Annotated in this window: 19 protein-coding genes and 5 tRNA genes; 20 read left to right on the top strand and 4 right to left on the bottom strand. The window is 34.2% G+C overall.

Annotated elements, in window-relative coordinates; all coding sequences use genetic code 11:
• Nucleotides 1-46 precede the first annotated feature (46 nt).
• Genes PZ898_RS14775 through PZ898_RS14765 form a run of 3 tightly spaced genes read right to left on the bottom strand, consistent with a single transcriptional unit; the run spans nucleotide 47 to nucleotide 2,002 of the window.
• The gene (locus PZ898_RS14775; protein ID WP_062672733.1) at nucleotides 47-925 is read right to left on the bottom strand and encodes a DMT family transporter; all 879 of its coding nucleotides are present in this window, start codon (nucleotides 923-925) and stop codon (nucleotides 47-49) included.
• Nucleotides 912-1,565 (bottom strand): leucyl/phenylalanyl-tRNA--protein transferase, encoded by a 654-nt coding sequence (gene aat, locus PZ898_RS14770; protein ID WP_277693633.1) that lies wholly within the window; start codon nucleotides 1,563-1,565, stop codon nucleotides 912-914. The genes PZ898_RS14775 and aat overlap by 14 nt, the downstream gene beginning before the upstream one ends.
• 59 nt (nucleotides 1,566-1,624) lie before the next feature.
• Nucleotides 1,625-2,002 (bottom strand): DUF3127 domain-containing protein, encoded by a 378-nt coding sequence (locus PZ898_RS14765; protein ID WP_103288684.1) that lies wholly within the window; start codon nucleotides 2,000-2,002, stop codon nucleotides 1,625-1,627.
• Between the two features lie 178 nt (nucleotides 2,003-2,180).
• On the opposite strand from PZ898_RS14765, the gene PZ898_RS14760 reads away from it, so the two are divergent.
• From PZ898_RS14760 to PZ898_RS14700, 13 genes are all read left to right on the top strand, one after another.
• Nucleotides 2,181-2,262 (top strand) — tRNA-Leu (locus tag PZ898_RS14760).
• Nucleotides 2,263-2,266: 4 nt separating this feature from the next.
• A tRNA-Gly gene (locus tag PZ898_RS14755) sits at nucleotides 2,267-2,342 on the top strand.
• A gap of 6 nt (nucleotides 2,343-2,348) precedes the next feature.
• A tRNA-Leu gene (locus tag PZ898_RS14750) sits at nucleotides 2,349-2,432 on the top strand.
• Nucleotides 2,433-2,552: 120 nt separating this feature from the next.
• Nucleotides 2,553-2,634, top strand: a tRNA-Leu gene (locus PZ898_RS14745).
• A gap of 75 nt (nucleotides 2,635-2,709) precedes the next feature.
• Nucleotides 2,710-2,793: transfer RNA gene (locus PZ898_RS14740), tRNA-Leu, on the top strand.
• A gap of 189 nt (nucleotides 2,794-2,982) precedes the next feature.
• A complete protein-coding gene (locus PZ898_RS14735) occupies nucleotides 2,983-3,318 on the top strand; it encodes an NHLP leader peptide family RiPP precursor (protein WP_123278760.1) in 336 nt (111 codons plus the stop codon).
• A gap of 139 nt (nucleotides 3,319-3,457) precedes the next feature.
• Entirely contained in the window at nucleotides 3,458-5,416 is a 1,959-nt protein-coding gene (locus PZ898_RS14730; protein WP_123278761.1) for an adenylate/guanylate cyclase domain-containing protein, read from the top strand.
• Between the two features lie 406 nt (nucleotides 5,417-5,822).
• Nucleotides 5,823-6,209, top strand: coding sequence for an NHLP leader peptide family RiPP precursor (locus tag PZ898_RS14725; RefSeq protein WP_202967941.1), 387 nt, complete (start codon nucleotides 5,823-5,825; stop codon nucleotides 6,207-6,209).
• 174 nt (nucleotides 6,210-6,383) lie between these two features.
• The gene (locus PZ898_RS14720; RefSeq protein WP_162268225.1) at nucleotides 6,384-7,298 is read left to right on the top strand and encodes a hypothetical protein; all 915 of its coding nucleotides are present in this window, start codon (nucleotides 6,384-6,386) and stop codon (nucleotides 7,296-7,298) included.
• A 135-nt stretch (nucleotides 7,299-7,433) separates the two neighbouring features.
• The gene (locus PZ898_RS14715; protein ID WP_062672722.1) at nucleotides 7,434-7,805 is read left to right on the top strand and encodes a hypothetical protein; all 372 of its coding nucleotides are present in this window, start codon (nucleotides 7,434-7,436) and stop codon (nucleotides 7,803-7,805) included.
• Between the two features lie 58 nt (nucleotides 7,806-7,863).
• Nucleotides 7,864-8,238 (top strand): hypothetical protein, encoded by a 375-nt coding sequence (locus PZ898_RS14710; RefSeq protein WP_062672720.1) that lies wholly within the window; start codon nucleotides 7,864-7,866, stop codon nucleotides 8,236-8,238.
• A gap of 243 nt (nucleotides 8,239-8,481) precedes the next feature.
• On the top strand, nucleotides 8,482-9,969 hold the full coding sequence (gene lanM, locus PZ898_RS14705) for a type 2 lanthipeptide synthetase LanM (RefSeq protein WP_277693632.1): 1,488 nt from the start codon (nucleotides 8,482-8,484) through the stop codon (nucleotides 9,967-9,969).
• Between the two features lie 29 nt (nucleotides 9,970-9,998).
• Complete coding sequence (locus PZ898_RS14700) at nucleotides 9,999-10,787, top strand: DUF5694 domain-containing protein (RefSeq protein ID WP_277693631.1); 789 nt, start codon at nucleotides 9,999-10,001, stop codon at nucleotides 10,785-10,787.
• Nucleotides 10,788-11,030: 243 nt separating this feature from the next.
• Here the strand turns inward: PZ898_RS14700 and PZ898_RS14695 are convergent, their stop codons facing one another.
• The gene (locus PZ898_RS14695) at nucleotides 11,031-11,789 is read right to left on the bottom strand and encodes a helix-turn-helix transcriptional regulator (RefSeq protein ID WP_062672716.1); all 759 of its coding nucleotides are present in this window, start codon (nucleotides 11,787-11,789) and stop codon (nucleotides 11,031-11,033) included.
• A 251-nt stretch (nucleotides 11,790-12,040) separates the two neighbouring features.
• Between PZ898_RS14695 and PZ898_RS14690 the strand changes: the two genes are divergently transcribed.
• The 7 genes from PZ898_RS14690 (at nucleotide 12,041) to PZ898_RS14660 (ending at nucleotide 19,355) form a co-directional block, all read left to right on the top strand.
• Complete coding sequence (locus PZ898_RS14690; protein ID WP_277693630.1) at nucleotides 12,041-12,643, top strand: hypothetical protein; 603 nt, start codon at nucleotides 12,041-12,043, stop codon at nucleotides 12,641-12,643.
• A gap of 42 nt (nucleotides 12,644-12,685) precedes the next feature.
• The gene (locus PZ898_RS14685; RefSeq protein WP_062672712.1) at nucleotides 12,686-13,333 is read left to right on the top strand and encodes a response regulator transcription factor; all 648 of its coding nucleotides are present in this window, start codon (nucleotides 12,686-12,688) and stop codon (nucleotides 13,331-13,333) included.
• 18 nt (nucleotides 13,334-13,351) lie between these two features.
• Nucleotides 13,352-13,684, top strand: coding sequence for a hypothetical protein (locus tag PZ898_RS14680; RefSeq protein WP_062672709.1), 333 nt, complete (start codon nucleotides 13,352-13,354; stop codon nucleotides 13,682-13,684).
• A gap of 68 nt (nucleotides 13,685-13,752) precedes the next feature.
• Nucleotides 13,753-14,274: a cyclic nucleotide-binding domain-containing protein gene (locus PZ898_RS14675; protein ID WP_277693629.1), complete on the top strand. Its 522-nt coding sequence runs from the start codon at nucleotides 13,753-13,755 to the stop codon at nucleotides 14,272-14,274.
• Between the two features lie 23 nt (nucleotides 14,275-14,297).
• A complete protein-coding gene (locus PZ898_RS14670; RefSeq protein ID WP_062672704.1) occupies nucleotides 14,298-15,872 on the top strand; it encodes a TolC family protein in 1,575 nt (524 codons plus the stop codon).
• Between the two features lie 11 nt (nucleotides 15,873-15,883).
• Nucleotides 15,884-17,146 carry an NHLP bacteriocin system secretion protein gene (locus PZ898_RS14665; RefSeq protein WP_062672702.1) on the top strand — a complete coding sequence of 421 codons (1,263 nt, stop codon included), beginning with the start codon at nucleotides 15,884-15,886 and terminating at the stop codon, nucleotides 17,144-17,146.
• 16 nt (nucleotides 17,147-17,162) lie between these two features.
• The gene (locus PZ898_RS14660; RefSeq protein ID WP_277693628.1) at nucleotides 17,163-19,355 is read left to right on the top strand and encodes an NHLP family bacteriocin export ABC transporter peptidase/permease/ATPase subunit; all 2,193 of its coding nucleotides are present in this window, start codon (nucleotides 17,163-17,165) and stop codon (nucleotides 19,353-19,355) included.
• Nucleotides 19,356-19,360 lie beyond the last annotated feature (5 nt).

The following is a 19,360-nucleotide window of genomic DNA, read 5'->3' as shown; positions in this document are numbered from 1 at the left end:
GTTATAAGTTAAATCATCCAAATATAATTTAATTTATAATATGATTTTATTTTTTTGTATTTGTTCTTAAAAATATGAGTCCGGCAATAATAACTCCGGCTCCTATAAATTGTAAATAAGTGAGTTTTTCACCATCAATGATTCCCCAGATAATTGCAACGATTGGCATTACCAAAGTAACCGTTGAAGCAAAAAGAGGAGAGGAAACTTTCAGCAAACGATAATTCATCATCATTGCCAATCCGGTTCCGAAAACAGATAAAAGGCTGACAAACATAAGTCCCATCAGATTATCCTTTGAAAAGCTGAACTCTGAAAAGAATCCTGTGCCTGTTAAGGCGATAATGGACGGAAGTAATAAAACAAATGAGAAAACAAAAGCAGATAAAACCGTGGAAGATACCTCCATTAGTCTGGATTTCACGGTCGTTGTGCTCATTGCGTAGCATAAAGTAGCCAATAAAAGCAACAGAATCGGGATCATTTTCAATTCTCCGCTGTCTCCGCCTCCAAATGCGAGGATACAGACTCCGGTGAAGCTTATCAATGTGCCCACAATTTGTTTTTTAGTTGTTTCGAACTTCCATACCAAAGCTCCAACAATAATGACGAAAATAGGCATCATGGAGTTGATAATCCCTGCAATACTACTGCTTATTTCGGTTTCAGCAATCGGAAACAGAAACATGGGGATGAAGTTTCCGGTGAAAGCAGCCAGAATCAACCATTTCAAATGTTTTTTAGGGAAAAGTTTGTAATTGGAAATAGCAACCGGAAGCAGAATAATGCCGGCAATAAGAACTCTTAAAGATCCAACCTGAAACGGATTGAAGTGTTCCAGTGATTTTTTGATTAAAATAAAGGATGATCCCCAGATAATGCTGAGGACAACCAGAAGAACCCACTTTTCTTTATCTGCGTTCATTATTTTCGTGTAAGATTTTTAGAAATTCTTTTTTGGGAATCATTTTTGCCCCCAAACTCTCCAAATGTTCGGTATGTGACTGACAGTCAATTATTTCAATATTTTTCTTGTTGCTTTCCACAAAATTGATAAATCCTGCCTTTGAAGCATTACTTACCTTAGCAAACATACTTTCTCCGCAGAATACATTTCCAATCTGCAATCCGTAAAAACCCCCTACAAGTTCTTCATCCTGCCACACTTCAATGCTTTTGGCTAGGCCGTATTCATGGAGTTGAACAAAAGACTCCATCAGTTCATCAGAAAGCCATGTGCCTGACTGCCCTTTTCTGGTGGCTTGCTGGCAGTTCCTGATGACTTCCTTGAAATTCTTATTCTCAGAAAAAGTAAAAACATTCCTATTTAAGATTTTTCTCATTGATTTTGAGATTTTTAATTCTTCAGGAATAAGAACAAATCTTGGATCTGGACACCACCAAAGGATCTCCTCTCCGGGATTGTACCATGGAAAAATGCCCAGCTGATAAGCAAACCAAATACGTTCTACAGACAGGTCGCCACCAAAAGCAACCACTCCCTCATGACCATCATAAAGCTCAGGGTCAGGAAATGAAATCTCGTTTTTGTCTAATCGGACCATTTTTAGAAAAAAAATCCCACTTCAAAAAGCAGGATTTATATTTGATCTTTATTCTTTAATTAGAAAGGTAAATCATCATCGTCGTCTCCGGCAAACGGATTCTCATTAGAAACTGGAGATGCAGATTGCTGTGGCATCGCCTGAGTAGGTTCTGAAGCATTGTCAGAAACTTTTTCTACTCTCCACCCTGTAATAGAGTTGAAGTATTTAGTTTCACCCTGAGGAGAAACCCATTCTCTCCCTCTGATGTTGATTCCTACTTTTACGTTTTCTCCTTCTTTAAGATTATCTAATAAACTGATTTTATCAGATAAAAATTCTATGTTTATCGGCTGTGGATACTGTTCTTGGGTCAAAATAACCATTTCTCTTTTTTGAAACCCGCTCGCAAATGTTTGAGCATCAAAAAGTTTCTTTACCGTTCCTTGTAATTCCATATCGTAAATATTAACGATGTAAAAGTAAGAAAATGAAATGTAATAAAAGAAGGCGTGAAAAAAAAATATGGAATTTTTATTTTTTTTTCCTGAAAAGTTTGGTAGTAAAGGAAATTGTCCTATATTTGCACTCACAAAAACGAAGCAAGCTCTTTAAAACTTACAATATAAAAAACCAGCGGATGTGGTGTAATTGGTAGCCACGCCAGACTTAGGATCTGGTGCCGTGAGGCGTGGGGGTTCGAGTCCCTTCATCCGCACTATGCGAAAATAGCTCAGCTGGTAGAGCACAACCTTGCCAAGGTTGGGGTCGCGGGTTCGAATCCCGTTTTTCGCTCCACACCATGCCCTGGTGGTGGAACTGGTAGACACGCAGGACTTAAAATCCTGTGTCCGCAAGGACGTACGGGTTCAAGTCCCGTCTGGGGTACAAGACCCTCTGTAATATCTTACGGAGGGTTTTTTGTTTTAATAGAGAGTGTTCTTTAAATAAAAATCTTATATTTGTAAGAAATCAGGTTGAATCTGAGTATTCAGATCAGCAAAACCAGCGGATGTGGTGTAATTGGTAGCCACGCCAGACTTAGGATCTGGTGCCGTGAGGCGTGGGGGTTCGAGTCCCTTCATCCGCACAATTCGAAAGACTCTGGAGAGTTTTTAAGAAGGTTGGAACCCTTGGTTCGAATCTTTTTTTTTGCCCACACCATGCCCTGGTGGTGGAACTGGTAGACACGCAGGACTTAAAATCCTGTGTCCGCAAGGACGTACGGGTTCAAGTCCCGTCTGGGGTACAAAGCCCTCTGTAATGTATTACGGAGGGCTTTTTTATTTCTGTTGAATTTCTATTCAACATTTTCAGACAGAATATTTCCTCATTTTCTTTTTTTTGTCGGTTTTTTTGTCAGTTCTGTCAGTCTGAAACAAAATAAATTTACCATGCCATATTAGAACAGATACCGTTTAACAATAAAAAAAAAATTATGAATTTAATCAAAGACGAGGAAATTTTACAGTCTGTTGTAAAAAAAGCATGGAAAGATCCTGTATTTAAAAACAGTTTAATCCAGAACCCGGTAGCTACTATGGAGAATTTTTTGGGAAGTCCTATTAATTTGCCCGCAGGGAAGAATCTTGCGTTTGTGGATCAAACAGACTCTTCTACCATTTTTGTAAATATTCCGGCAGAGCCGAATATGGACGATATGGAACTAGACGAGGAACAGTTGGATATCATATCCGGCGGTGCGAATGAAGGAGACCCACCTATCTACATTAAACCAGTTAATTCTGATGGAAGCATTTTTGGTGGAGGGTAGATTGTAAGATTCTATAAATCGTGTATAATTCCTGTTTTTCAAGAATTATATACGATTTTTAATGAACCCAAAACATTGTCTGGAATTCATTTGATATACCCTATACTTACTTTATACCAATGCTATAAACCTTTTCGCTATGATAAATTATAAATACATATTGTTTTTTTGTTTTTTATTTATCGGAAATCACCCTAGAGCTTTTTCTCAGACTCATGTAAAAAAAGAGAATCACTCTACAATCAATAAAAACAAGGCAGACAGTCTTTTGAATATTGGTATAAAGAAACAGGAATCAGGAAATTTTGCGGAATCTGTAATATACTTTAATAAAAGTCTGGAGAGTTACTACGAAAATAAAGACTTTAAAAAAGCGGGAGATTGTTATAGCTATTTGGCGATTTCCTACTCTCTTCAAGGAAATTATGTTCAGTCTCTTTCATATTTTGAAAAAAGTATCTCTGAATATAAGAAATCCGGATATAAATTAGGAATATCTTCAGTTACCAATAACATGGGTGGAACTTATTATTACCTAGGTAAACTGCCTCAGGCCCTTAGCTGCTATCAGAAAGTATTGGAGTTACAGAAAGAAATTAAAGATCCGAAAACCATAGCAATAACCACTCAAAATATAGGAGGTATTTATTCTAAACTTGAAGATTATTCCAGCGCTTTGAAATATTATAAAAGGGCATATGATGTATATAAAAAAGTAAATGATGTAAAGGCTATTGCTCAGAACTTAAATTCAACCGGATCTATTCAGGTTAGGATGAAAGATTTTGATCTTGCTTATAAAAATCTAAATAAAGCCCTTAGCATTGCGAACGAACAAAATGATAAGCAGATTAAAGTAGAAGTACTCAATAATTTAGGAACTTTATTTTATAGAAAGCTGGACTATTCTAATGCTCTGGCCTATTTCAATAATACATTACAACTGGCAAAAGAAATGAACAGCCAGCAATATATAGGAGATTCTCAAATTGCTATCGGTAATATTTATATAGAACAAGGAAAAAATAATGAAGCGGTAAAACTGTGTAATAAGGGATTTGCTATTGCTCAAAAAATTGGTTCTCTCAGCTTAAAAAAAGATGCCTGTGACTGTCTGTACCAGTCTTATAAAAAATTGAACGATAATAAGAGAGCTCTTAGCTATTATGAAAAATCAAATATTTTTGAAGATAGTTTAAACTCTAAAGAAACGTCCAACAGGATGATGAATATGGAGTTTCAGAAACAGCAGTTAACGGATAGTATTGCCTATGTAAAGAGAGAACATATCATTCAGATAAAACATAAGGAAGAGGTACAGGAACAAGAAAAGCAAAGGAATATTTTCATTGTTTCTTTATGCTTTATCCTTGTTGTTGCCGGAGGTTTATGGAGCAGGCTCAATTTTGTAAGAAAATCCAGAGAAGCTCTGAGAGTAGAGAAAGATCGTTCAGAAGAGCTTTTACTGAATATTCTTCCGGAAGAGATTGCTGAAGAGCTAAAACAAAAAGGAAGCGTAAATGCCAGAGATTTTAATTTGGTATCCATTCTGTTTACAGATTTTAAATCCTTTACACAAACTGCTGAAAGGATGTCTCCTCAGAGTTTGGTAGAAGAAATTAATGTATGTTTTAGAGCATTTGATCTTATCTCTGAAAAATATCAAATTGAAAAAATAAAAACAATAGGAGATTCGTATATGGCTGCGGGAGGCATTCCGAAACCTGATCAGAATTCATTGAAGAATATTGTTTTAGCCGGACTTGAAATGCAAGGGTTTATGGCAGAAAGAAAAACTGAAAACATACAAACCAATAAGCCTGCTTTTGAAATGCGATTAGGAATTCATGCAGGGCCTATTGTCGCAGGAATTGTAGGCGTGAAAAAGTTTCAGTACGATGTGTGGGGAGATACTGTCAATACAGCCAGCAGAATAGAAAGTAATGGGATGGTAGGAAAAGTAAATATAAGCGAATCGCTTTATCACCTTATTAAAAATGAAGACTGCTTCGTTTTTGAATACCGCGGAAATATCCAGGCAAAAGGAAAAGGAGAGCTTAAGATGTACTTTGTTGAAGCCAATTCGGAAAGAATATAACAGATAGTAATCATTGACAGTTTTGAAGCAAAACTTGGCAAGTCTATAGAGAAACAACTTTCTACTTTTACCTTATTGAAAATGGAAGTTATCAGGAGCAGATGTTAAAAACGATAACCGTGTAAGAAGAAATAGAGCTGACAGTTTTGAAGCAAAACTTGGCAAATCTGTAGAGAAACAACTTTCTATCTTTACCTTATTAAAAATGGAAGTTATCAGAAGCAGATGTTAAAAAAGATAACCGTGTAAGAAGAAATAGAGCTGACAGTTTTGAAGCAAAACTTGGCAAATCTATAGAGAAACAACTTTCTATCTTTACCTTATTAAAAATTGATATTATCAGGAGCAGGTGTTAAAAAAAGATAATTGACAAAAAGAAATAGAACTGACAGTTTTGAAGTAAAACTTGGCAAATCTATACAAAGAAAGCATTTTACCTTTACATCAACAAAATGGCAATGTTATGGAAGACAAAAAAGAACAAATTATACAGGCAGTTATATCTAAAGCTTGGGAAGATGCGGAATTTAGAAAAGAACTACTCTCAAACCCAATAGAAGCAATAGAAAAACTGACAGGTGTAGTAGTGGTTTTGCCTGAGGGAAAAGAGCTGGTTGTTGTTGATCAGACAGATAAATCTAAAGTGTATTTGAATATACCAGCAGAGCCTGAGTTAGAAAATACAGAACTGACAGAAGAACAATTAGAAATAATTGCAGGAGGAGGACAAATGATTTGGAAAGATTTAGCCGACTCTTTATTTCCTGCTTTTAAAAATTGTATTAAAATATAAAAAGCAATATCATGGAATGTAGAAGTCATACAAAAAGAATTGTTATCCATGACTGCGCAGAATAAATAATAGTGAGAACTTAAAAAAATAATTTTAACATGTAATTTTAATAGTATGATGGTTAGTCGGAATTTAGAAAACACTTTGGAAAGACCAATGCATTCAAAGTATTCTATGCAAACAATAAATAGTTTTCTCAAAATTATGTTTCAAAATGATGACATGCCACTGTTAAAATTGGAAAAATTAACCAGAGAAAAATTAACTGAACTTATCGATCAAGAGGTAAGAATAGAGAATGTTGAGATTACTAATGATCTATTTTTATTATTCTCTAGCCTTGCTATCGAATTACAAAAAAAAGACATAAGATCTGAAGAGACCTGTACGAAGATTAATGAATGCATGGCTAAAGTAGATCTGAACGACAATGAAAAGGCTATTTTACATATGGGTTATTTCCCAATAATGGCACTTTATCATTATAAATTGAATAATTATGAAAAATCAATTCAATACTCTCATCTAGCCATTCAAAATGATGATTATCTTTTGGGAAAATATCCTGAGTTATTCACCCATAAGACGTTGCAGATACAAAATATAATTAAAACACATCTTTTATTTAATGAAGTGGATAGAGCATTTAGCTTGTGTAATGATATGTTAAAATATTTAATTGATGGAGATCAATTTGCCTATCCTGTAGGTCATTGGACAAATAATTTTAACATTGAAAAAGAAAGTGAAGTGATTAATGTTTGTCAAACGGTAACGATCGTCGTGAAAGCTATCATCACCTTGACTAAAAATAGTGAAGACGAACAAAGGCTTTTTTCATTGGCATTTGCAGGAATTGAAGGAAAAAAAATAAAAAATCCGGAGATAAAACTCATATTACAATTCTTTGAAATGAAATTTTCCCTTTACTCATCTCAAAAATTTGATGAGGTGCAAATTAATAAATGGAAAGATAAAGTCATTGAATCAAAATATATCTCTATCCTTAAGCCCCTTTTCTCTAGTTTGTTCCTATCCATGGAAACCAACTCCAGGGGGATTATTAAAAGATATCTCTTTAGTTTTTAACTAAAAGATCACCCATCATATAAGTCATAACTATTGTCTGGAAGGCGCTTCGAAAAGCCTTCTCTGGAGCAGTGTGCGCCTTAAATAAAGAATATAAAAATAAAATAAACATTAAAACTTAAAAATTTAGAAATTATGAGTTATCAAGCCATCTCGGAAGAGAAAAAAGAACTAGTTAGAGACGTTATGTTCAAAGCTTTAAATGATGCAGCTTATAAAGCAAGATTAGTAAGTAACCCTATTGAGGCAATCAAAGAATTGCACCCGAACTTTACCCTTGGAGGAAACAAAAAAATCGCTGTTGTAGATCAGGTAGATAATGATACCTACTACATCAACCTATCATATCTTTCATATGCTCTATTTGGAGGTGATATTGAAGAATTTGAATTATCAGAAGAAGAATTAGGAATGGTTGCCGGAGGTAAAACAGTTCCAATCGGAAGCTGCCAGTTCTTAAGCTGCTTTGGTGGTAGTATAACAGAACCATCTGCAGAAATAGTATAAATCTAGATACAATAAATAAAAACAAAAAAATTAATTAACATTTAAAAATTCAAAAATTATGAGTTATCAAGCAATTTCAGAAGAGAAAAAAGAACTAGTTAGAGAAGTAATGTTTAAAGCTTTAAACGATGCAGATTACAAAGCAAGATTAGTAAACAACCCTGTTGAGGCAATTAAAGAGCTTCATTCAGATTTTACTCTTGGAGGAAACAAAAAAATCGTGGTTGTAGATCAAGTAGATAATGATACCTACTACATCAACCTATCATATCTTTCATATGCTCTATTTGGAGGTGATATCGAAGAATTTGAATTATCAGAAGAAGAATTAGGAATGGTTGCAGGTGGTAAAACAGTTCCAATCGGAAGCTGCCAGTTCTTAAGCTGCTTTGGAAACGGTTTGACTGAAGATACTGCTACTACTGAAGGTTAGTATATTCATAAAAACTGAATACATAAATAAAAAGAGAATGCACATTCTCTTTTTATTTATTTTACACCATGACTTCCTGTTAAAGCGATTGATTTTCAATTGAATATATTGAGTGTCGGGCCTGGATGAATAAAGTGTATTTAATCAAAATGGTAAAAATTTTGTCAGAGATAATAACCTTGAATCCATTTATAGAAAAGAAAAGTCTTTAAGAATGTTATAAATATTAAAAATTAATAGAAAATGACCAATTCCACTTTAAAAGAACCCACCTTTGTTGAAGAAAGAATGACATCTTATCTATGCTCTATTTATGAGAGGAATATCACAAGGATGCTGCCTGAATTTATTAGAAATAATAATGAATTAACTTTTGAAGATTTCTTTGAATATTTAATAAAAGATAACTGGCAAAACATTCGTCGTCAATTTCCTGTTTTAGAGGAGTACTTACCTCTGCAGAAAAATAAAATTCACAATCAATACACCAAGATCATTGAATCATATAAAGATTGTTCTGCAGAACTATTTGACAATATGTTAATTGAAAATGAATCTATTGCAGTTCAGGATATTAAAATAGGAGAGGGTGATTTTCATAATGGTTTTTCAACCTCTATGGTTTTTTTAGAAAATGGAAATAAACTGGTTTTCAAGCCAACCAATGCATCAATTTCTCATTCTCTTTTTTATTTCCTAGACTGGATTAATGATCATATATCCCTGGGCAATTACAAATATCAAATCCTCAATAAAAAAGAGTATCATTGGCAGGAATTTGTACTGGGAAAACCATGCAATTCAGAAAGTGAAATAAAGAGTTATTATGAAAGAGCGGGATACTTATTATGTATTCTTTATCTTTTAAATTCTACGGATTTTCATGCTGAAAACCTTATTGCTAATGGAGATACACCTGTAGTGATTGATCATGAAACTTCAATACAGCCTCAGATTTCAGAGCATCTCAGAGATAATTTCAAATCGTTTGATACTCTTAATTTAGAAAATATAGATAAGCAGGATACTGTAATTAATTGTGCGCTTTTACCTTTTGGGAATGATGCGAAATTTATTCCGGCAGGAATGTGTGGTTTGGGGTATTCAAAAAACACGCATGCCTTTGTGACCAAAAAAGAAGGTGTCAATAAGTTTACCAAAGACTGGAAAATGGAATACAAATCAGTCAAAGTAGATTATATTCAGAACAATATTCCCACATTCAACGGTAAGAATGTTTTCGTGGATGAATATTCCGATCAGTTTATCTCAGGCTTTGAAAAATGTTATAATCTGTTTCTAAGTGAAAAAGCATTTTTACTATCTGATCGTTCACCCATTCAAAAATTCAATAACCTTCCTGTAAGGTATATATGGCGTTCGACCAATGTATATGGTAAAATTTTAAATGTCATGAATTTACCCAACAATCAAAAGGACAGAAGAAAATACACCCAAAGAATTGAAGATTATCTTTCCATTGCTTTTAAAGATATTCCCGAAGGCTCTGATTTACGTTTTATTCTGCAACATGAAATCGCTCAAATGTTAAGAGGAGATATTCCTTATTTTGAGGTGAATACATCATCCAGAGATTTACATACAGAATTTGGAGTCGTAAAAGATTTTTTTGAGCTTAGTGCAGTAGAAAACATCGAAAGAAAATTAAACAAGCTTTCTCAGGAGGATTTAGAGTTCCAGAAGAAAGTTATATTTGAACAACTTAGGTAGATATTTGTAGTTAAACATCATTTAAAGTTATGGAAATAAGAAAAATCATATTATTAATCATCGTATTGGGTTGGTTTAATCTATTTGGACAAAAATCTAAAGTTTTGAACTTAGGTGTTTTCCATATGGGAAATACTACTGATGCCAACAAGGTAAAATACGATTCAGACAAGAACAATGTTGAGATTGATGCTATAATTAATATGCTGGCAGATTTTAAACCGACAATGATTTGTGTAGAAATCATTCCAAATAATAATGAAGAACTTAATAAAGATTATTCTAATTTTTTACATGACGGAAAATATAAGACTAAATATAAAGGAGAAGTAGAGGCATTAGCCTATCAAGTCGCCAAAGTTTCAGGGGTAAAAAATATCTATGGAATTGATGATAAAGAAACGGCAATGTATAACTATAATATTGCAGATGAGTTGAAAGATCCGGTAGACAGTTTGACTTCAAAGAATTATAAACTTAACCTTTTTAAAAAATTTGCTAAAGTGGAGAGTTTGTCAACCTTAGAAAAATTAATATTCTTCAATTCAAAAGAGACTTTAGAAGGTTTGATTAACATTAATGCGGATATATTAACGTATAGCAGTACTAAAGGAAATTTTGAAGGAGCAGATGAAGCGAGTAAATTTTATAAAAGGAATTTAAGAATATTTTCAAACTTAAACCAACTTCCTGTTACAAAAGATGATCGGGTTCTGATCATTATGGGAGCTACCCATACAGCATTTCTTAATGAGTTCCTGAAAAGAAGCCCTAAATATGAACTTGTTGATACTTCACAATATTTGAAAAAGAAATAGATCTTTATTAGAATATTTTTCCTTTCAACAGAAGATAATTCTTACTTTTTTAATAACCCAAGCTCTCCTATCCACAGATTTCTTTGAAACCATGGAGTATTCATTTTTAGATAAGAGATTTCTATTACTCTTAAAGAACTTTTCACCGGACTGATTTTAACATCTGAGTATATATCCAGGGAAGAAGAGCCTATATTATATTTTTATTGTCCCTGTTTATAATTATACAGGAGACATTCTTACTTAAATCAGCTTATTATTTGTAGCATATGCAATAGCCTCTGTAATGCTGCTCACCTCTAGTCTTTCAAATAGCTTTCTTCGATGGAACTTTACCGTATCCGGAGAAACAAATATAGCTTTTGCGATATCATTGATCGTAAAGCCTCTTGCACAAAGCTGTAAAATTTCAAGTTCTCGTTTGGATAAGACTGCTTTTTTTTCTGCTTCCCATATATCTTGGTCCAGCCTGTAATGATAGACTTTATTTTCTCCGTTTTGATATATTTTAATATTCCCCGAGTCTCTCTCTGAAGAAATGGAAATAAGACATACTGCCTTCCATATTTTTCCATCCTTATTAAGAAATAAAGGCGTTAATTTTTGATTAACTAAAATCTTTTTATTTTCCTTGTTTATAATATGAAAATCATAAGAAATGGTATAATCCAGCCTTTTTTCAAGAGGAATCTTATCATAAAAATCAAATCCTACAGAATTGATCTTTAACAAGAGTTCCAGGTCCTTTTGAGGAACATATTTAAAATAAAAAGCATATCCCATCTCCAGTACTTGCTCTGGAGTATTGCCACAAAGAAAAAGCGGGTTGTCCGAAACATATTCAAACCCCTGCTTCATATAGTCAATTACATAAATACTTGTGTAGGTGGCTCTTGAAAATGCCTTAATCGATTCCAGATAACTGAATTGTTGTTCCTTCTCCTCTTCCGTTACGCTGCTTATTGTATTCCTATGATTAAAGAAAGAATCCTTTTCATCCATGCTTATTTTGTCAGTTTTATACAAAAATAATATAAAATGAACATAATATATGGTATTACGGTATAAAATTTTTCTTTTTCACATTAAATCATGGTTATTTATTTAAATCCCTAAATAGGGATTAAGTTTTTATAAAGAAAACTTAGATGACTACACCAAAGTGTAGTTGTTTGGCTTTCAGTTGAATACTACAATATGGTGTAGTGGAATTGACATCCCTGCCAAGTAGATTTGTTAAAAACAACTAAGCCATGAGAATCACACAAAATTACTTAAACCAATTAGAGCTGGAACAGCTCGCAGAGCTAGCCCAATTTGTAGTAGAAGAAAACTTCAATCATCATTCTGATAATGTTATACCAGAAATGGAAATTCAAAATGATGTTAAAGATGTATATAATGAAGAACTAAGCTATTTCAAAAATTCTGAAATTTTTGTTGTAAAAGATACAATGGGAAGCATTCAAGGTTCTATAAGAGTAATTAAGTGGGATTATAAAACAATACTTCCTATTCAAAAGTTATTCAATATCAATCCTTTAGACGTTGGTTATTCTCAAAATGCCTCTTCAGTATGGCATATTGGAAGATTTGCAACAAACAAAACCAATCAAGACCGTACATTGTTTAAGAGATTAATGGTCTCTGCCATTACTCCAATTTGTAATGACAAAAATAGTATTGCCTTTGCAGAATGCGACAGCAAGCTTTTAAGAGTAATGAACCTGATGGGCATAAAAGCCGATGTAATAGGCGATTCTATTAATTATCTGGGATCTGAAACAATTCCTGTATCCATGAACTATGAGGGGCTTAAAGGTTTTTATGATGCCAATAGATATCTGGTTAGCTAAAAATGAAATTACAAAACTGTTTAATAAAATCCCCCTTTTAAAATGAATACAGCAAAAACTATAGACTGGAACTCTCCTGATGTTTTGGAACAGATCATCCAGAATATTAGAAACCCGTTAGAGAATATCATTACGGTAAGCAAAAGCACAGCATTACATCATAAAGAAAAAAAGGATGAAATCATATTTTCAAGCAGCAAGGAAATAAGTGATATTATTGAAGAAATGATGCTGAAAACAAAAGCAAAAACACTGAATCTGACATTTCGTGGCCGACCGGAAATTTTTGATATCTACGAATCCAATGAAAATGTTCGCGGGTTGTGCACAGACGAGATTAATCCCCAGAAAATAGCAAAAGTAGATCAGGATTGGCTTGTCAACTTAGAAAAAGAAATTTTTGGCTCTTTGAACCAGAATGAATTAAACCTTTATGAGCTTTCCTATAAAATGGCCGTGAGTGAAAGGCAGTTACACCGAAAAGTGGCCAACCTGGTGTATCTGACGCCTAATAAATATATAAGAGTCTTGCGACTTCATAAAGCTAAACAGATGATAGACGACTATATACAAAAATCTATCTCTCAAATCGCATATGCAGTAGGGTATAATGATGTGCATTACTTTTCCAGATTATTTGCAGATCAATATAATATTACCCCTAAAGAACTCATAAACTCTTTAGAATAACAGGTATAAAACAAAAATATGAACTTAACAGAAGAACAAAAGAGAGGACAAGAAGCATTTTTTAGAATTATTTCTGAAGCTTGGGAAAATGAAGATTTCAAAAAGTATTTAATAGAAAATCCAGAAGAAGCTTTAGAGAAATTTTTTGGAAAAAAAACTCCTATGGGTAAGAAAATTAAAGTAACCGATCAATCAGATCCGGACTATTTGTACATCAATATCCCGGTAAAACCCCAGAGGATGAATAAGGAGGAAGATCTTAAATCAAATGAAGGGAATAGTAACGGTGTGATAACAGATTATAAAGGATTGTATAATTCGTTGAAAAAAATAAATAAACGTCAGGAATAGCAGTTTTTTTGGCGAAATTATCAATGTGAAACAAAATATTTTAGCATAATCTTAAAAGAAATATAATTATGAAAAGAGTACTTTTTTTCTTAGGTCAATTAAATGACAGAGATGTAGAATGGATGATTCATAATGGAAGTAAATTAGAACTACCCATTGGATATACGCTGATCAATAAAGGTGAATCAATAGATAGCTTATTTATTGTTTTATCGGGGCAATTATCCATCTATGCAGGTAACAGCAATGGAGAAAGTATTGCAACACTTGAAGCGGGAGAAATTGTAGGAGAGATGTCTTTCCTGGAATCACGGCCGCCATCAGTTTCTGTAGTTGTAACCAGGCCATCAGTAATATATCAGATTTCTCGTGATACAATAAGTTCCAGAATGGCAGAAAACCCTGAATTCAGATCTAATTTCTATTATGCTCTGGCATTATTTCTTTCAAACAGATTACGTAAAACAACAGACCAGCTAGGATATGGCAACCCTGAGGAAGAAGATCTTATCGATATGAATGTATTGGATGGTGTTGCTAATGCAGGAACTCGTTTTGGACAGATACTTCACAGATTTTCAGAAGTTTAATCCCAGAAATATTCATTGGCGAAATGAGACTTTATAAATTTATCTATCTATTATTTACAGGGATCGGTATCACTAATTTCTATGGACAGTCAAAGATAAGTAGCGATTTGGTAACCATTTCGAATATCGCATTTGAAAAAAACCCGGACATCATAAGAAGTGGTTACACAATCCAGGATGCAGAGGGTGATTTTCAGATCCAGAGAAGCGTATTTGATATCAATCTATTCTCTGAACTTTCTGTTAAACATAACCGGTACACACTTTTCGATGCTGATACAAGAAATCAATATATAGATAAATTTTTGAAGACAAACACCCTGGACTTTTCAGCCGGAGTACGTAAAAAATTAAGAACAGGACAAATAACAGACATAAGTCTTAAATATGGTTTTAATAATAATAACTTTCCTTATGACAGCTTTAACCAACTTGTTGGGCCTTTCTGGGGAAATCATCTCGGGTCTGTCAATTTTTCATTAACACAACCTTTATTAAGAGGAAGAGGAAGAGAGGTTACTACTCTGTCAGAAAGAGTTTCTCAGCTGTATATAGAAAATACTAAAAGCAATAATGAGTTTAATAACTCATATACCATTCTGCAAATTGGTAAAGCATACTGGAATTATTATCTGGCTTATAAAAGTTTAGAAATTTATAAAGAAAATGAAAGCCGGGTAAGAAATGTAATGGAAGTTACAAGAGAACTTATAAAAGCAGATAAAAAACCGGCCGGAGATTTAGCTCAGGTAAACGCAGACCTCTCAAACCAAGAAAAACTGACAGCTCTTGCAGAACAAAATCTGTATGCAGCAAGAATAAATCTGGGGCGGGTAATTGGATTAAGTAATGAAGAAAGTCTCCGGTTGGATGCTCCTTCCAATGAATTTCCGGCTATCGCTGAATCCCAATACAGAGAAGGACTTGACAGAAGTAGTCTGATAAAAATAGCTAAAGAAAAAAGAGGTGATCTGAGAGCGGTTGAAAAAATTTCTGATGCTTTGGAAATGCAGTATAAACTTGCAGAAAACAATACAAAACCTCAATTGGATCTTACCGGTTTTGTTTTCTATGGGAGCGCCATTGCCGGAAATGGAATTGACAAAACATTTTCTTCATTTACTAATAATGAGGGAAGGAATTTAGGAGCAGGTGCTAAGTTGACATTTACTTTTCCCGTAAATAATAATCTTGCGAAAGGAAATTATGCCAAAAGTCTTGTTGCCTTAAATGATCAGAAAATCTCAAATGATAATCTACAAAGGAACATAGAGCTGAATATCAGTAATGCCATCAATACTCTGGACAATAGTGTTGTTGTTTTAGAGAGAGCAAAAGAGGCTCTTAATTCATACAAAGATGCTTTTAATAACGAACAGGTAAAGTTACAAGCGGGGCTAACAACCATTCTCAATGTAATTTTATTTCAGGAAAGGCTTACATCCTCAGAATTGGAATACCTGCAGGCGTATCAGCAATTTGCCAATGCAATTATTAATCTGAGACATGAAACTGGAACATTAATATCTCAGGGAGATAAAGGATTTACTTTAAATCAGAACGTTTTTTACACGATACCAAACATCTCTAATTATTAAATATTAAAATTATGTCAGCAGGGTTTTTTAGAAAGTCGGCATTAGAAAAACTGTCTACTCCGGAGAAATTAGATCAGCTCATAAAAGTTACAGGACCCAAAGCTTGGATTGCCCTTTTTACGGTTTTTATTGCATTGGTAACAGGAATTTGCTGGTCAGTAATGGGTACAGTAAAAACAAAATTGAATGCTACTGGAGTGGTACTTGGAGGAGAAGTACATGAAGTAGTTGCGACCTCTCAGGGCCAGCTTGTTAAGCTTCATGTCTCTATCGGGGATGATGTGAAAAAAGGAGATATTATTGCTACTATTCAACAGCCCGAACTTTATCAGCAAATAGAAGATGCCAAGGCTGTACTCTCAGATAGAAAATTTGAGATGGGAAAACTAATGGCCTATGGCAGTCAAGGAAATCAGCTTGAAGGAAAATTAATTAACCAGAACAGAGTCAGTATTCAGGGAGAAATAGAAGCGGAAAAGAAAAAACTGGCATTCCTTTACAGCCAACTGGAATCAGAGAATAATCTGCTGAATAAAGGGCTCATTGTAAAATCTCAGGTAGCTGGTACGAAACAACAGATAGATGCCTCAAAAAACACAATAGAAAGATTAAAAGGACAAATGGCGGAAGCATCGAGCCAGCAGCATAACCTGGGTTTTGATCTGCAACAAAAAATCACGTTACAAAATCAACGTATTTCAGAGGCAGAAAGAAATCTTCAGTTTTTATCAGAAAGATATGAAACTCAGAATAAAATTAAAAGTCCTTATGATGGAGAGGTTGTGGAAGTTTTAACGGATGCCGGAGGAGTTGTAGGAGCAGGTACACCATTATTTAAATTAAAAAATAAAGGGACAGAAAACTTTGCCGTACTCAAAGGAGTTTTATACATCCCTTCTCAGGATGGAAAAAAAATTAAGAAAGGAATGGAAGCTCTTGTTGTCCCGTCTACTGTACAACCTCAGGAATATGGATTTATGGAAGGAAAAGTAACCTATGTTTCTGATTTTCCTATTACTGAAAGAGGAATGATGACTTCAGTAAAAAACGATCAGCTGGCTAAAGGGTTATTGGCTTCGGGACCTCTGTTTGAAGTGCATGTAGAATTTGAGAAAGATCCTAAATCCTATAGCGGTTTCAAGTGGACCTCTGCCAAAGGACCCAATATTTCAATAAAGGAAGGAACTTCATGTAACGGAAAAATCACAATAAAACAAGAACCTCCCGCTACCATTGTAGTTCCTGCATTTAAGAAATTTTTTGATCTATACTAATAATCGAGTTTTACGGATGGAAAAGAATACAAATTTTGTGATAGGAAAACTGGCGAGACCTGTAAAGGTTCCTACAGTTTTGCAGATGGAAAGTGTAGAGTGTGGGGCTGCGGCATTAAGTATTATTTTAGGACATCATGGTAAATTTGTGCCGCTGGAAAAACTAAGAATTGCCTGCGGAGTATCCAGAGACGGATTAAAAGCTACCAATATTATCAAAGCAGCCAAAGAATTTGGGCTTGAAGCAAAAGGATACTCGAAATCCATTGAAAAATTAATGCAAATTCAGACCCCTTCTATTATCTTTTGGAATTTCAACCACTTTTTGGTTTTAGAAGGATTTACAAAGAAAAAAGTATATTTAAGTGATCCGGCACAAGGAAGATATCAGGTGACTCATGATGAGTTCGATGAAGCATACACAGGAGTTGTTCTTACCTTTAATCCCGGTGAAAAATTTGAAAAAGGAAACGAAAAAAGAGGGTTAATGTCCTCTTTAGCATCCAGAATATCTAATTCTAAGCTGAGTATTATCTATCTTATATTGGCCAGCCTATTCTTGGTGATTCCAGGGTTGGTTATCCCATCTTTTATCAAAATATTTATAGATAAATATCTGATCAATGGGTATTCAGGATTTGTGATGCCATTACTTCTTATTATGGGAGGCGTTTTAATAGTGAACTCTGTATTGGTATATATCCAGCAATATTATCTTTTGAAGTTAGAAACAAAGCTTGCCCTTACTACTTCCAGCAAATTTTTGTGGCATGTATTTCATTTGCCAATCGTCTTTTTTACTCAACGTTACAGTGGAGAAATAGGGAATAGAGTTTCTCTTAATGATAAAGTAGCCAAATTATTAAGTGGAGATCTTGCCAACGCCGCACTTAATATAATTGTAGTTATTTTTTATGCCTTTTTGATGTTTTCCTATGATATTCCTTTGACCTTGATAGGAATATTTATGGCAGGAATCAATGTAATGGTCTTACGATATGTTTCTACCGCAAGAAAAGATGGCAACAGACGCCTGAGTAATGAAAATGGTAAGCTTCTGGGAACGACAACATCTGGAATCAGTATGATCGAAACCCTGAAGGCATCAGGAAGAGAAAATGATTTTTTTACCAATTGGGTAGGATATCTTGCAAAAGTAATGAATGCGCAGCAAGAACTTGGATGGCTAACAATCAGGCTTAATGCAATTCCCCCTCTTGTAACCTCTCTTACCACAACATTCATTTTAGGAGTAGGAGCATTAAGAATTATGGATGGCGAAATGACTCTTGGTGCATTGGTAGCTTTCTCCTATTTGATGAGCAATTTTATATCACCTGTTAATCAACTGATCTCTGTAGGAGCGATGCTGCATGAAACCGAAAGTGATATGAACAGAATAGACGATGTTATCAATTATGAAGTAGATGATCAATTTAAGGAAGTCCAAAATGGAAAACCTATAGTTAAAACTGAAATGGACAATAAGCTGGTAGGATATTTTGAAATGAAGAATGTTACCTTCGGTTATAATACAACATTACCCGCTCTTATAGAAAATTTCAACTTAAAGTTAAAGCCCGGAAACAGAGTGGCCCTGGTGGGAGGATCAGGAAGTGGAAAATCAACAGTTGCTAAAATAGCCTCCGGATTACACAAACCCTGGAACGGCGAAATTTTACTTGATGGAAAAAACAGAGAAGAAATACCAAGAAATATTATTACAGAATCATTAGCAGTAATAGATCAGGACGTCCTGATATTCAACGGAACAATCAAAGAAAATATTTCTTTTTGGGATACCACTATATCTGACAAAAGCATTATTCAATCTGCCAGAGATGCGGCTATTCATGATGTTATTGCATCCAGAAGTGATGCTTATGACAGTTCTGTTTTAGAAGGTGGATCCAATTTTAGCGGAGGACAGCGACAGCGGTTAGAAATAGCAAGAGCTCTGGCTACCAACCCTTCAATTCTGGTAATGGATGAGGCCACCAGTGCATTAGACCCAACAGCAGAAAAGGTCGTTATGGATAATATTAAAAAAAGAGGTTGTACCTGTCTGATTGTAGCGCATAGGCTGAGTACGATTATTGATTGTGATGAGATTATCGTAATGGAATATGGAAAAATAGTAGAAAGAGGAACACATCATGAATTGATGAAAAAAAATGGGGCCTACTCCAAATTAATTGAAACGAAATAAAATCT

Origin of the sequence: Chryseobacterium sp. WX, from assembly GCF_029542485.1 — a bacterium.
Classification (GTDB): domain Bacteria; phylum Bacteroidota; class Bacteroidia; order Flavobacteriales; family Weeksellaceae; genus Chryseobacterium; species Chryseobacterium cucumeris.
This window is presented reverse-complemented; position numbering and strand designations above follow the sequence as displayed.

Coding starts and splice junctions, on each gene's coding strand:
- PZ898_RS14775 (WP_062672733.1), bottom strand. CDS start 925: ATGAACGCAGATAAAGAAAAGTGGGTTCTTCTGGTTGTCCTCAGCATT.
- aat (WP_277693633.1), bottom strand. CDS start 1,565: ATGGTCCGATTAGACAAAAACGAGATTTCATTTCCTGACCCTGAGCTT.
- PZ898_RS14765 (WP_103288684.1), bottom strand. CDS start 2,002: ATGGAATTACAAGGAACGGTAAAGAAACTTTTTGATGCTCAAACATTT.
- PZ898_RS14735 (WP_123278760.1), top strand. CDS start 2,983: ATGAATTTAATCAAAGACGAGGAAATTTTACAGTCTGTTGTAAAAAAA.
- PZ898_RS14730 (WP_123278761.1), top strand. CDS start 3,458: ATGATAAATTATAAATACATATTGTTTTTTTGTTTTTTATTTATCGGA.
- PZ898_RS14720 (WP_162268225.1), top strand. CDS start 6,384: ATGCAAACAATAAATAGTTTTCTCAAAATTATGTTTCAAAATGATGAC.
- PZ898_RS14715 (WP_062672722.1), top strand. CDS start 7,434: ATGAGTTATCAAGCCATCTCGGAAGAGAAAAAAGAACTAGTTAGAGAC.
- PZ898_RS14710 (WP_062672720.1), top strand. CDS start 7,864: ATGAGTTATCAAGCAATTTCAGAAGAGAAAAAAGAACTAGTTAGAGAA.
- lanM (WP_277693632.1), top strand. CDS start 8,482: ATGACCAATTCCACTTTAAAAGAACCCACCTTTGTTGAAGAAAGAATG.
- PZ898_RS14700 (WP_277693631.1), top strand. CDS start 9,999: ATGGAAATAAGAAAAATCATATTATTAATCATCGTATTGGGTTGGTTT.
- PZ898_RS14695 (WP_062672716.1), bottom strand. CDS start 11,789: ATGGATGAAAAGGATTCTTTCTTTAATCATAGGAATACAATAAGCAGC.
- PZ898_RS14690 (WP_277693630.1), top strand. CDS start 12,041: ATGAGAATCACACAAAATTACTTAAACCAATTAGAGCTGGAACAGCTC.
- PZ898_RS14685 (WP_062672712.1), top strand. CDS start 12,686: ATGAATACAGCAAAAACTATAGACTGGAACTCTCCTGATGTTTTGGAA.
- PZ898_RS14680 (WP_062672709.1), top strand. CDS start 13,352: ATGAACTTAACAGAAGAACAAAAGAGAGGACAAGAAGCATTTTTTAGA.
- PZ898_RS14675 (WP_277693629.1), top strand. CDS start 13,753: ATGAAAAGAGTACTTTTTTTCTTAGGTCAATTAAATGACAGAGATGTA.
- PZ898_RS14670 (WP_062672704.1), top strand. CDS start 14,298: ATGAGACTTTATAAATTTATCTATCTATTATTTACAGGGATCGGTATC.
- PZ898_RS14665 (WP_062672702.1), top strand. CDS start 15,884: ATGTCAGCAGGGTTTTTTAGAAAGTCGGCATTAGAAAAACTGTCTACT.
- PZ898_RS14660 (WP_277693628.1), top strand. CDS start 17,163: ATGGAAAAGAATACAAATTTTGTGATAGGAAAACTGGCGAGACCTGTA.